Source organism: Wolbachia endosymbiont (group B) of Philonthus cognatus, assembly GCF_947179345.1.
Lineage (GTDB): Bacteria > Pseudomonadota > Alphaproteobacteria > Rickettsiales > Anaplasmataceae > Wolbachia.
In genome coordinates this window covers 262,192-274,940 of sequence record NZ_CAMXBG010000002.1, presented here as the reverse complement: position 1 = coordinate 274,940, position 12,749 = coordinate 262,192, and the positions used below count along the sequence as shown (strand labels likewise).

Here is a 12,749-nt window from a genome sequence, read left to right as displayed (position 1 = left end):
TAGCCTATAGATGTCAATGCTTAAGTATTTTACTGTCTACGCACTCATCGTATTCAATTTCAACTGTAGAGTGCGCAATTTCGAACCTATTTAATAGTATTTTTTTTATCTCATACAAAATATTAGTGTGTTGTCCATTTTGCTTTATCTTGGCATGCATAGTAAGTATAAAATAATTATCAGATAGTGACCATGCATGTATATGATGCACATCTATCACTTCAGGTAACTTAGATACAATCTCACTTTTTATCTCCTCAGCAGATACACTCTCAGGTGTACCTTCAAGGAGTATATGGCAAGAATTCTTGAGAATTTTATATCCACTGTTTAAGATTATTACACTGACAAATACTGACAAAATAGGGTCCACTATTTGCCATCCGGTAAACATGATAATTATGGATGCAAGTATAGCAGCTACAGAACCTAAAATATCTCCGATAACATGCAATACAGCACTTTTTATGTTTATATTACTTTCGCATTTACTATGTAATATAAAAAAGACTATAATGTTAGAGATTAGGCCAAGTGTGGCAATTATTAGCATTACTTTCCATTCCACATTGACCGGACAAATGAATCTCTTTATTGATTCAATTATAATGACCGCTGCAATGAAAAATAGAGTTAAACCATTAACAAATGCTGCAATTATCTGCAATCTGTGATACCCATATGACCTCTGTAAATCAGATTTCTTAGCTGAAAATTTGTGCGCTACCCAGCTTAAAATCAAGGCAAAAAGATCAGTGAGCATATGCCCTGCATCTGATAGTAGAGCAAGCGAATGTGAAATTACTCCACCTACTATCTCCATAAGCATTGTTATTGCAACTATTATTATGGAATAAATTAAGCGCTTGGACTCTGCTATTGAGTGTTTGCCATTGTGCACTGCTGTCATACAAAATCTTTTTATGAGCAAAAAAACGTGGGTAACACTGGGCTCGAACCAGCGACCCCTTGCACGTCAAGCAAGTGCTCTACCAACTGAGCTAATTACCCATCTTAACCTTAGTATAGTGCTTCAGTGAAATGAAAGTCAATTTGCTTTTAGACTTCTTGCTGGATGAAATTCCTTGACAAACCTTCTTACCTTCCTTACTATATTAGCAAGGGTATTCATACTTGTTTTTATCTTCGCGGGTTTAACAACAAAATTCAGTAAAAAACTCAGGTATTTATTGGCAAATTACATAAAAATTATAGCGGCTTTTTTTATTTTTTCTACATTCAGCCAAATCGCGCTTGTTAGCACATTATTACAACGCCAATTTACATTATAAAACTCGCTACTAAAGGATTTTTTTACCTTTTTTTCTACTCAGTAAATTTCTTAATTATAATTCCGCTACTTATTAACAGCTATGGAATTTTAGCTATATTCTCGATTTTTCATATTGAGTTAACTATCTATACTTTTTTATTAAGATATAAATTATATCAATATGAGAATTTACACTTTCTTAGCGGAAGTAGCTTTATGCTTGATATTGTGGAGACTAATAAATTAGAGGTTAAAGTTATGACAATCAGTCAACAAGTAAATAAAAATATAACTAAAGAAGAATATTTTAACAATAAGCATATCATAGAAGTTAAAGATTTAAATATCAAAGTAGAGGTTCATTATCATGATTTAAGAACAAGTAAAGTTGCTCACATTGAAAGTGAGATAAGAGAAACAGCTACTAATTTTAAAGATGCATTTAAGCTGGAGCCTGGTAGCTCAGAACAAACATTCAAAATTTATGTGTTTGATGATAAGGCTGATTACACTCACCTTGGTGGAAGCGAACGTTTTGGTTCTTACCTTGGAGATGAAGGTGGTAAATGTTACTACAAAGGAGAAGCTGATATTTTTGCTGAGATGTATGTCTATCAGCAAGGTGGCGTTCATAACCTTCAGCATGAATTTGCACATGGTTTAACTTACTTGGCTACAGGAGGAAAATCTCTACCTACAGTATTAATGGAGGGAATTGCAGATTACTTTGAACATCATTCAGATCACAAGTTCAATGCTCAAGGGTCAAGCATTGATAAAACTGAAGCCGCAAATTTGGATCTAGGTGTAATTTTAAATTTACAATACTCAGCCAATGGTGAAGAAAACAGTTTAGTGTATAAAACTGGTCATGCGTTGATAATGTACTTACAGGAAAAAGATCCTAGTTTATTAAGAGACTACCTAGATGCTTTACGTCAAGGTAACTCAGATGAATCAAAAAGTTTCTTGAAAGACATAAAAGGACATGATGCTGACTTCAAAAGTTGGCTTGCTGAGAATGATACAGAAACTGCAATGGAACATCTCAACGCTTTGCAAGTTACAAAAGGAGATTTTATAGCAACTGGTCAAGAAATAGTGGGTGGAGAAATTAAAGATGTATCGTATTATAAAGCAAATATAGAAAAAATAGATGGAGAAAACGTTGGAAGTTTCTCTGCTATAGAGCATGTGTCATTTTACGATTATGCTCGTGCTGTTAATAGGGCAACAAATGATACCCTCGATATATCAAAGGAATATCATTTCTTAAAGGCAGTAAAAACTACTGATGGGCAGGTTAAGCTGACTTACTCTGATCAACAAGGTAATGAATATCAAAACAGTCAAGAGTATAAAATGCAAGCTTTGAGGATATTATCAAAATATGGTGAAGATCTTAGAAAATCTTACTATGATGGGAAAGAAGACTTAGATAAGCAGAAGGATATAAAATATAATGATGTGTTGAAAAGCCTTCGTGAACAGGAAGAAACACAGCGTCATGATGCATACGAGCAATACAAAAGAGGAGAGATCTCTTATGAGAAATTTGTAGAAAAATGCAATTCAGCCAGCACTAATTATCATAATGAAGATAAGAGATTATATAATGCTACACAGGACAAATATACACAACTGAAAGATGATTTGCTTGATAAAACCATAAACGCTGGCTTGAAACAAGTAAAAGAAACTCAGAACATTGACGTAGAAAAGATGTTAGAAGAGATGGTTAATATCGATCCAAACCTAATCAGAGGTGCTCATATTAATCTACAAGAAGGTAAAGTTTTCTCTATCAAAGCTCTTGGTCACGGAGATATGGGTGCACTATCTATATATGATGGGAATACAAAGCTTGGAGAGTTGTCGAGCGAATCGGGCTTTTTTAAGCAAGTTGAAGGTCAAACTAAAGAAACTTTTGTTTTTGAGGACATATTGCACAACTTGAATACTCAATATGACGGTGGTGCTTATATGGCTATTACAAAAGAAAATGGTCATTATAAAGCTTCTCTGATAGATGGCAGAACAGTTGAACGTGATGAATACTTTGATGAAGCACATTTACATGAAAATGAATTGTTGCATCCTAGCACTGGACACATTCAAAAAGATTTAGATTCTCTGCTTCTTAGAGGGACCAAAATTCTAAATCATCAGGATTCAAAGCATGCTCAATATTCTGATGAGCAAAAGGCAAAAGGAGTAATCGTGGAAAAAGGAACATTACTGGATAATAAGGGAACAGATAGGACAGACGACGATGTATACGAAGCGATTGTAAAGCAAGAAGGCGAAAATCTACATGCATTCAAAAATATGGGCTTCTATATCACTGAAGAGATGAAAAATGAAAGAGGTGAAGTTATAAATGAAAGTAACTTGTTCATTCATGATCATGGAAAAAACGTAAGGTTTCAATTGCCAGGCAATATTACTCACCTAAAATTGGTGGAAAAAGATGGAGAATATAAATTAGCACCATCTGATTCTGAAGGAAGAGAATACAGTAGCATACCAGACGAATACAAATATATTGACCCAGTATTTGCACATGAATATGAAAAGAGAGATTATTCTCATAAACATATAAATGTGGGCCTTATAAACTTAGAAAAATATGCCCCTGGTAAACTTTTTACCATTAAACATGATCCAAATGATTATCAGATACAAAGAAACTCGAGTGGTGAAATAGTTAGAATAAAAGATCAAACATATTTCACTAAAGTAAAACTATTTGATGGTGATACTGATGAAGAAATTGGAATGTTATCTAATAATTTCCATAACTTCAAAGGAAAAATATTCTTTTCTGCTGATTATAACTACAGCTATAATGATTTCCTCGCATCTGTTTCTCCTCAAGTTGAAATTGAGAATATGGGAAATGGAAGCAAAAAAATAACTTTCGATCAAGGCAGTGGCGATATCGGTGACACTAATAGAGGCTACACTGACTATCAAAGGATATACACAAGGGAAACCGAAAGTCCAAAAGGGCAAGTAAGTGAAACTAAGACAGAAGTTCATAGTACTACTAATGTTGTTGCTGAAGAGAGAACTGTATCAAACGACAATAGTGAAATACAGTCTGATCAACCACAAATTCCAACAAGGGCAAAAAGGTCAGCTTCAGTGGAGGAGAAAGAGCAGGTAGTGTTGAAAGACACAATCTTGAAAATAGAAAAGAGCTATGATAGAGATGTAGAAGGAAAGCATAAGGCAAATGTAATCATAGATTATAATGATGTGAAAGCCTTGTATAATAGAGCAGAAGGAGCAGATAAGCAATCTGTGTTAGATTTTTGGAACAAACTGCATACATCGGATTATAAGATTGGTGCTTTGCCGGAAGACAAGTATTACTTTAAAGATGGCAAATTTCTAATTCACGATAGTGACACGAAAAAGCTTATAGTGTTACCTGAAGATAAGGTATCCATCAAAATAATGAAGGATGGTGATAGTTATAGTTTGGCTATATCAAATGGTAATGGCAAAGTAATAAGCAGCATTAGTAAAATAGATAATCCAAATTACGAATTGCTATCAGATTCAAGTCACTTCAGCTTAGAAACACAAGATAACTTTGAGTTATTAGATCAACATCATGAATATAATCTCTATCTAGAGAATGGTTTTGTGAAAATGTTCGACTGCGCAAGCGATCACGTTTATCACGATCATAACTCAGCCTATATCTAATATACAAGGAGGGCCCTGCCCTCTTTTTGTTATTCCAATGCCCAGACACTGGCATCCAGTTAAATTTGCTAGTATAAAAGTAATCAACGTTTCTTATGATGGAAAAATGGATTCCAGTGTCAAGCACTGGAATAACACCAAAGGGGCTACTAGGATGACATCGTCTGCTACATACTTAGATCACAAGAGAAGAATTCTGAAGCGAAAAGCTTCAAGGAAATCTTATGCAAAATCTAGTATTTACGGAATTTATATTATTTTCATGCACATTATGGTTTTTATAATTAACGGAAAGTGATATGGCTAGTTTAACTTTTAAAGACAACTCTGGAGCAAATGTACCATCCCCTAACATTAAAAGCATAATTTATGAAGATGCTGCACAGAATAAGTATACCTTTGGTGTAGACAATGCTACTAATGTTTTCAACACTTTTAAGTATGAACCTAATGGTGCTGCTGAAATAGATTACAGTGCTACAGCAACAAACTTCATGACTGGAGGTGCAATTGCTACATTATTAGGTATTGGAACTAATGTAGATGCAATAAAAACTAAGACTGATTCTATTCCAGCTGACTTAGTTACCATAAAAACTCAAGTCGGAACAGATCTGATATCAGGAATAAAGGCTAAGACTGATAAGATTACAGATACCTTAGGAGCTGATGTCATTGCTATAAAGGCTAAAACTGATACTATTCCAGCTGACTTAACAGCTAAAGTAACTGCTATAGAAACTGCTACAAATGCTGCTAATTTAGGAAATAAGGTTACTGCAATACAAACTAAGACTGATAAGATGCCTGCTGACTTAAACGCTGAGTTAATTAAGTTAACTACAATAGGAAATGCTATAAATGGTAATGGTCACGTCACTGAAGCTGCTAAAGCTGTACTAGAGAGCAGTTTCAAGCAAGCTATCACGGATGCTGGGCAAGAAGGTAGTGAATGGCTTAGAAATGAGATAAAAGAGATAGTGTCACAGCCATCCTTCGAGATTCCAACAGATTCAAGTTCACCTCTTTCTTGGAATTGGTAATGTAAGTGCTAGTGAATGACATCGCAAGATGTCATTCACTGTTGTCATTCCAGTATCACATACTGGGGGAGTGTTAAATAAACTGTGTCAAACCGAGAAGTAAAGTAATAAATTGATATAAAAAATGGAGGTTTGACATGAGTCAAAAAATAGCAAATAGAACTACCGGTTTGGTAGACTATAAAGAATTAGAAACAAATATCTTATCATCTATACGAGAAGGAAGACCATTGACAGGAAGAGATGGTGCATTAACACCATTTATAAAAAAACTGCTAGAGGTGAGCCTGGAAGGTGAGATAGAAAACCATTTGTCAACTGAAAGCGAAGAAAACAACCGAAGAAATGGTAGAAATTCAAAGACTTTGAATACAAGTTCAGGATCATTTGAACTCTTCACGCCAAGAGATAGAAATGGGAGTTTTGAACCTCAGGCGGTTAAGAAAAGGCAAACTAATCTACATCCTGAGCTTGAAAAAAAGATCCTGAGTATGTTTGCAAGTGGCATGGGCTACAAAGATATAGCATCGCATGTTGAAGAAATTTATGACCACAAAATATCAGCGGCAGAGATATCAAGCATTACCGACAAATTACTGCCAGTGATAAATGAATGGCGCAGTCGACCGCTGCAGTCTGTATATCCGATAGTTTTCATGGACGGCATGTTCTTCAAAGTCAAAGAAGACGGACGGTGTGTAAGCAAATGCATGTATAACATATTAGGTGTAGATCAAGAAGGCAAAAAGGAGGTTTTGGGCTTCTATTTGGCTGAAAGTGAGGGAGCTAACTTTTGGCTCGGTGTGTTAAATGACCTCAAAGAAAGGGGTGTAGAGGATATTCTAATTGCTTGTGTAGATGGGCTGAAAAGCTTTCCTACGGCTATAAATAGCGTGTTCCCTAATGCAGAGGTGCAGCTATGTATAGTGCATCAGATAAGGAACTCGCTGAAATATGTGTCTAGCAAAGATGTGAAAAGTTTTATGAGCGATTTGAAGAAAATATATCAGGCTTCAAACAAGGAAATTGCTGAAAATTATTTGCTGGAGCTGGATGAAAAATGGGGCACGAAATATCCAATGGTTATAAAGTCTTGGCAGAATAATTGGGAAAATTTGTCTGGCTATTTTAAGTATTCTGACCCAGTGAAAAGGCTGGTTTACACTACAAATCCAATTGAGGGCCTGCATAGACAAATCAGAAAATTTACCAAAACCAAGGGCTCATTTACCAGCATAAGTGCCTTGTACAAACAGGTATATTGTGCTATAAAAAAGGTGGAAGAGAAATGGACAATGTCTGTACAAAATTGGGCATTAACCGTGTCTCAACTTGATATTTTCTTTCCGAACAGATTGAAAATTGAGTTGAATTAAAAATGCGGTTTGACACAGTTTATTTAACACTCCCCATACTGGAATGACATCCTTGTTTTATTGCAACTAATTTGCAGTTATTTTTGTTTTAATGTAGATGGAATATAGTCCTATTGCTGCTGCGTTTGAAACATTTAGACTGTTAATTACGTTTGACATTGGGATTTTTAAAAGATAATCACAATTTTCTTTAACTAGTCTCCGCATTCCTTTCTCTTCAGAACCAAAAACAATTACTCTTTTTTGCCCAAAATTCTTTATTTCATCTATATTTTCCTTTGCATTGCAATCAAACCCATAACACCAGTAGCCTATCTTTTTTAAAGACTCCATCGTCTTTACTATGTTTGTAACGTATATTAGAGGGACAATATCCAGTGCTCCACTTGCTGCTTTTGCGATAGATGCATTTTCGCCCGGCGAATGGTGATGTGGTAAAACCAATGCATCAATGTTGAAACAAGCTGAGGTTCTCAAAATCGAACCTATATTGTGTGTATCAGTAATTTGATCTAAAATGACTATAGTAGAGTTTTCACCTGAACCTTCAGCTATTTCTTCAATATTTAAGCTGTGAAAAATAGGAGTAACTTTTAAAGCAATTCCTTGGTGATTTACACCTTTGGGTAAAACATCATTGAACATTTTGTTCTCTACCAGTCGAGCTTTAATGCCCTTACTATCTGCACATTGTTTAATTTCTTTCTCAAATTCTCTGTAGAAATTTTCTGTTACTAACAGTTCTATACACCGCCTATTTTTGTTTCTTAATGCTGAAATACAAGTGTGCTTTCCATATATCCAACAGTTTTCATTAGCTTTTGATGATTTCATCTCATTATTAAAAATCAGATTTTTATAGAGTAAGCAATATTTTACTGTGTTTATATATTATTGTAAAATTATGCAGTTCAATTAATGAATTTATGTCAGACGATGAGTTAGATTGGCAAAAAAATGTTAAGCCAATAGAATGTGGCAAAGTTACTTTGAAAGTTGATCACAAAGTAAATATAAAATCTATGATTGATAAAGGTATCTCTGGCTTACAAGAAAATTTTCTTAATACTGATAATGGTGATTCATCATTTTGTCTTGACTACAATACAAAATTAAAGATCGATAGAGGCAAATATTTTATAAGCGATAAACTCGATTTGCATGGCTATAGTATAGATAATGCTTATTGTAAATTGATAGATTTTATTATCAAAAATTATCAAGCAAGGAATAGGTGCTTATTGGTAATTACGGGGCATGGTAATAGTACAGATAAAATAGACACTATAAAGAATAGCTTAAATAAGTGGTTGAATGACACAAAAGTTCGAAATATGATCTTATACTATCAGCAAGCCATAAAAAAACATGGTGGCAAAGGAGCTTTTTATGTCTTATTAAGAAGAAATAAAGGTTAATTTTAGAGTACCTATTTAGGAGTACCTTTCTTAGAATTCACGTGTTGAAGAATGATTTCTGCTAAACCTTTACTAATTCCAGGTACGTTTTGAATTTCAGCTAGAGAAGCTTTGCTTATGTTTTCTACCGAACCAAAATGAGACATGAGTGCCTTCTTTCTTTTACTGCCAACACCAGATATTTTACTTAATTGTGAAGCAAAAAACTGTTTATCGCGTTTTTTTCTATGCGAAGTTATCGCAAAACGGTGAGCTTCATTACGCAGCAATTGTAAATAAAGCATGACCTTACTGTCACTTGCTAGAGTAAATTCTTCTCTGTCCGGCACATAAAATCTTTCATTTCCTGCATTACGATCATGACCTTTCGCCATACAAGCAAAAGGAACTTTTATATTCAATATTTCCAACACATTCTGCACTATGGAAACATGTCCTGGACCGCCATCAATCAGTAAAAAATCAGGAATGATGTCTTTTATATTGCCAGAGAAACGTCTAGTCAGCACTTCTCTCATCATTTTATAGTCATCACCTGAAATTTCTTCTTTTATAGTAAATTTTTTGTATTCACTTTTTAAAAAACCTTCCTGCCCTGCAACAATCATCACACCAACTTGTTGATTTCCAGATATATGGCTATTATCATAAACCTCGATACGCTTTGGAATATTTGGTAACAAAAAGATTTTGCTAAGCTCTTCGAGCTTTTCTAGGTTATTTCTATAATCAGTAAGCTTCTGCTCTAGGCTATGCTTAGAATTATTGTAAATAAAATTCAACAAATCACGCTCTTTACTATTTTTTGCATACAAAACTTTTATTGATTTTTGAGTAAGAGCATAAAGTGCTTGTTCTATAATTTCCTTATCCTTAATAAAATCGGGAACGTAAATTTGTGCTGGTGGTGTGCTAACTGGATTATACAAATTGACCAAAAAGGTGGATAAAATTTCATCATTTGGATGATCACTACAATTCTCAATGAAGTAAGGAATGCTTCCATAGTTACCTTTATCTCTGAAAGATAGTACACCAATGCATGCTAAGTCTGCCTCACGTACAATGCTGAAGAAATCTGCATCTTCTTCAAAAGAAAAATCCATTGGCTGCATTTGAATTTGCTGAAGAAATTTCAATCGATCTCTATAGACAGCAGCAAGCTCGTAGTTCATCTCCCTACTGCACTTTTCCATTGTAGAAAATAGCTGTCTTTGCACTTCTTTATTCCTTCCTAGCAGAGTATCTTGTGCTTGTTTTACTGATTTGCAGTAATCATCTTTTGTAATTTTATCTACGCATGGTGCTGAACAGCGCTTAACTTGATACTCAAGACATGGTCTTTTTGTTGAAGAGAAATATTGATCTGAACATACTCTTAAGAGAAAAGCTTTTTGCAATGATAATATAGTGTTCTTAACAGCAGCGGCAGATGGAAAAGGGCCGTAGTAATGAAACTCATTCTTCTTAAACTTACCTCTATATTTCGCTATTCTTGGATAATCATGCTTAGAAATTGTTATATAAGGATAAGATTTTCCATCCCTAAGCAAAATATTATAAGATGGTTTTAACGATTTTATTAACTGTGCTTCAAGAAGCAATGCTTCGATTTCATTCTCAGTGATGAATATTTCAACCTTAATAACCTGTGAGATCATTACTCTGATTCGTTCAGAAAGGTTTTCGAATTGAAGGTAGTCGGATAATCTCGACTTCAAGTTTTTTGCTTTACCAATGTATAAAACCTTATTCTTATCTCCAACCATCTTATAAACGCCACAGGATTGTGGAGATGATTTGATTTGTTCCTTATATTGCCTGAGCATTTATCAATTGTTTAACCTGTATAAGGTTAAACTCTGCTACTAAATGAAAGGTAGAAACAACATTTGCAAGCAAAGATAACCTGTTTATTCTAAGCTCATTAGAATCACAGTTAATCTTTACACTGTCCATAAATTGATTGATAAACGGAGCAAAACGAGCAAGTTCATCAAGCGCTGTATTAAAGTCGTTATTTTCTATCGCTTGTTTGATGTTTTTAAAAGCAGTTATAGCACAATTTGATAGCGCAATCTCCTCATCTTCAATCAAAAACTTCTTACTGTAAGATGCATTATAAGTAGTGCCATCACTTTTTTTTACTTTGCTTATTATGTTACTGACTCTTTTGTAAGTGCCTAGAACTTGTTCACCTTCTTTTGTACTAAGATAATGATCCAATATAACAGTTTGCTTTTCCGCTTTCAGCAGATCATTAATATCGACTTTATATAGTATTGAATCTACAACATCTTGCCTTATATTTCTATTTTTTAAAATAACCTTGAACCTTTCTAAGCAGAATTTAAATACTAGTTCTGAAATTTGTTTTTCACTTGGCTTATCAACTGGAGTTATATTTTTATTCAATAGAAGCCTTGAACATAAAGATACTGACTTATCTATCAGCAATCTAATTGGAATATGCAAATTATTTTCAAGTATTGTTCTAATTATACCAATTGTCATTCTCCGCAAACCAAACTGATCATACGAACCAGAGATTTTCTCACCTGCTGCAATTAAGCCAACCAAACTATCCATTTTGTCTGCAATAGCTACAGCAATCGCAGTAGGAGATTTAGGGCATTCTTGGTCCGATCCAATTGGCTTATAGTGCTCAGTTATAGCTTCCACTACTTCTTTATCCTCTTGAAAATAAGAAGCGTAGTATCCACTCATTACTCCTTGCAATCCCGGAAATTCTTTCACTATCAACGTTGCAAGATCTGCCTTTGCTAAATATGCAGCACGTTCAACTTTAATTAATGAAGCATGTGGAATAAATATCGCTATATACTTTGAAAGAGCGATAATACGCTTCACTTTTTCTTCTACGCTACCGAGCGAAGCATGAAATGAAATAGAGCTCAATTTTTTGACATAGTAATCTAGGTTTTCCTCCTTGTCTTGAGATATCAAAAACTGGGCATCAGCAAGACGTGCTTCTAATATTCTTTCATGGCCTTTGACAACTTCATTGTTGTTAACATTTACAACAGTAACAAAATGTGATATTTTCTGTCCATCACTTAAAGCAAGATACTTTTGCTGCGTATTAATTATACTAAGTATTACTTCCTTCGGTAATTCTGATGATTTTACTTTACCAAATAATACTATTGGCCACTCTATAAGCCCTGCCAATTCATTAAGTAAATAATCATTTTTTTCAAGTTGTAAGTTCTCCTCTTTTGTAAACTTATTAATCTGATCTAGTATAAATTGCTTTCTTTTGTCCAACTGGAGAATGACATTATTTTTTTCTAACAATTCAAAATAGTCTTTGGGTGTTTTAACAGTAAGTACTGCATCACCTGAGAGAAACCTATGACCATACGTCACGTTGCATGCTGTAACCCCTGCAAAAGATATAGGTATTATTTCGTCATTTAAAATACATAGAATATTTTTAATTGGCCTAACCCATCTCTCTTTTCTTTCACTCCATCTCATACTCTTTGGCCAAGAAAAGTTTTTTAGCATTTCCTCCAGTTGATTTTTGAGAAACCCGTTGATGTTAAATAAGCAGCTTTCTCTCTTAATGAAGTAAAAATCTTCATCGTTTACTTTGCGAATGAGTAAATCTTCTTCACCTTTCCGATTTTTTCTCAAAAAACCTTCGATAGCACTTTTCGGTGCATTAACTCTTGGTCCTTTAATCTCATTGTTAGAATCTTTTAGCTCCAAAGCACTTATGCCATCAATAAAAAGAGCAATGCGACGTGCAGTCACATAAACTTCTATAGATGCAAATTTCACATTATTTTTACTAAAAGCATTAGTGATATAGCTCTTAACCTGAGCTGCAGATGAATTCTGCATTCTTGATGGAATTTCTTCTGAAAGACATTCAAACAATAATTGTGACAACATA

Annotated in this window: 8 protein-coding genes and 1 tRNA gene; 4 read left to right on the top strand and 5 right to left on the bottom strand. The window is 34.2% G+C overall.

Going from position 1 to position 12,749, the window contains the following annotated elements; all coding sequences use genetic code 11:
- Positions 1-13: 13 nt before the first annotated feature.
- Together ONG78_RS03235 and ONG78_RS03230 are read right to left on the bottom strand one after the other, a co-directional pair.
- Positions 14-910: a cation diffusion facilitator family transporter gene (locus ONG78_RS03235; protein ID WP_250120286.1), complete on the bottom strand. Its 897-nt coding sequence runs from the start codon at positions 908-910 to the stop codon at positions 14-16.
- Between the two features lie 28 nt (positions 911-938).
- Positions 939-1,011 (bottom strand) — tRNA-Val (locus ONG78_RS03230).
- 478 nt (positions 1,012-1,489) lie between these two features.
- Here ONG78_RS03230 and ONG78_RS03225 point away from each other — a divergent pair.
- From ONG78_RS03225 to ONG78_RS03215, 3 genes are all read left to right on the top strand, one after another.
- Positions 1,490-4,990 carry a peptidase M2 gene (locus ONG78_RS03225; RefSeq protein ID WP_264377654.1) on the top strand — a complete coding sequence of 1,167 codons (3,501 nt, stop codon included), beginning with the start codon at positions 1,490-1,492 and terminating at the stop codon, positions 4,988-4,990.
- 299 nt (positions 4,991-5,289) lie between these two features.
- A complete protein-coding gene (locus ONG78_RS03220; RefSeq protein WP_264377653.1) occupies positions 5,290-6,033 on the top strand; it encodes a hypothetical protein in 744 nt (247 codons plus the stop codon).
- Between the two features lie 137 nt (positions 6,034-6,170).
- Positions 6,171-7,409 carry an IS256 family transposase gene (locus tag ONG78_RS03215; RefSeq protein ID WP_019078875.1) on the top strand — a complete coding sequence of 413 codons (1,239 nt, stop codon included), beginning with the start codon at positions 6,171-6,173 and terminating at the stop codon, positions 7,407-7,409.
- Between the two features lie 66 nt (positions 7,410-7,475).
- Here ONG78_RS03215 and rlmB read toward each other — a convergent pair whose 3' ends face one another.
- Positions 7,476-8,243: a 23S rRNA (guanosine(2251)-2'-O)-methyltransferase RlmB gene (gene rlmB, locus ONG78_RS03210; protein ID WP_264377652.1), complete on the bottom strand. Its 768-nt coding sequence runs from the start codon at positions 8,241-8,243 to the stop codon at positions 7,476-7,478.
- 92 nt (positions 8,244-8,335) lie between these two features.
- On the opposite strand from rlmB, the gene ONG78_RS03205 reads away from it, so the two are divergent.
- Positions 8,336-8,827 (top strand): Smr/MutS family protein, encoded by a 492-nt coding sequence (locus ONG78_RS03205; RefSeq protein ID WP_264374581.1) that lies wholly within the window; start codon positions 8,336-8,338, stop codon positions 8,825-8,827.
- A gap of 11 nt (positions 8,828-8,838) precedes the next feature.
- On the opposite strand, the gene uvrC is transcribed toward ONG78_RS03205, so the two are convergent.
- The gene (gene uvrC / locus ONG78_RS03200; RefSeq protein WP_264377651.1) at positions 8,839-10,656 is read right to left on the bottom strand and encodes an excinuclease ABC subunit UvrC; all 1,818 of its coding nucleotides are present in this window, start codon (positions 10,654-10,656) and stop codon (positions 8,839-8,841) included.
- Positions 10,640-12,748 (bottom strand): glycine--tRNA ligase subunit beta, encoded by a 2,109-nt coding sequence (gene glyS, locus ONG78_RS03195; protein ID WP_264377650.1) that lies wholly within the window; start codon positions 12,746-12,748, stop codon positions 10,640-10,642. Before glyS ends, uvrC begins: the two co-directional genes overlap by 17 nt.
- Position 12,749: the final 1 nt, after the last annotated feature.

Excerpts from the sequence above, each read along its gene's own strand:
- ONG78_RS03215 (WP_019078875.1), top strand. The coding sequence starts at position 6,171 with ATGAGTCAAAAAATAGCAAATAGAACTACCGGTTTGGTAGACTATAAA.
- uvrC (WP_264377651.1), bottom strand. The coding sequence starts at position 10,656 with ATGCTCAGGCAATATAAGGAACAAATCAAATCATCTCCACAATCCTGT.
- glyS (WP_264377650.1), bottom strand. The coding sequence starts at position 12,748 with ATGTTGTCACAATTATTGTTTGAATGTCTTTCAGAAGAAATTCCATCA.
- ONG78_RS03225 (WP_264377654.1), top strand. The coding sequence starts at position 1,490 with ATGCTTGATATTGTGGAGACTAATAAATTAGAGGTTAAAGTTATGACA.
- ONG78_RS03205 (WP_264374581.1), top strand. The coding sequence starts at position 8,336 with ATGTCAGACGATGAGTTAGATTGGCAAAAAAATGTTAAGCCAATAGAA.
- ONG78_RS03220 (WP_264377653.1), top strand. The coding sequence starts at position 5,290 with ATGGCTAGTTTAACTTTTAAAGACAACTCTGGAGCAAATGTACCATCC.
- rlmB (WP_264377652.1), bottom strand. The coding sequence starts at position 8,243 with ATGAAATCATCAAAAGCTAATGAAAACTGTTGGATATATGGAAAGCAC.
- ONG78_RS03235 (WP_250120286.1), bottom strand. The coding sequence starts at position 910 with ATGACAGCAGTGCACAATGGCAAACACTCAATAGCAGAGTCCAAGCGC.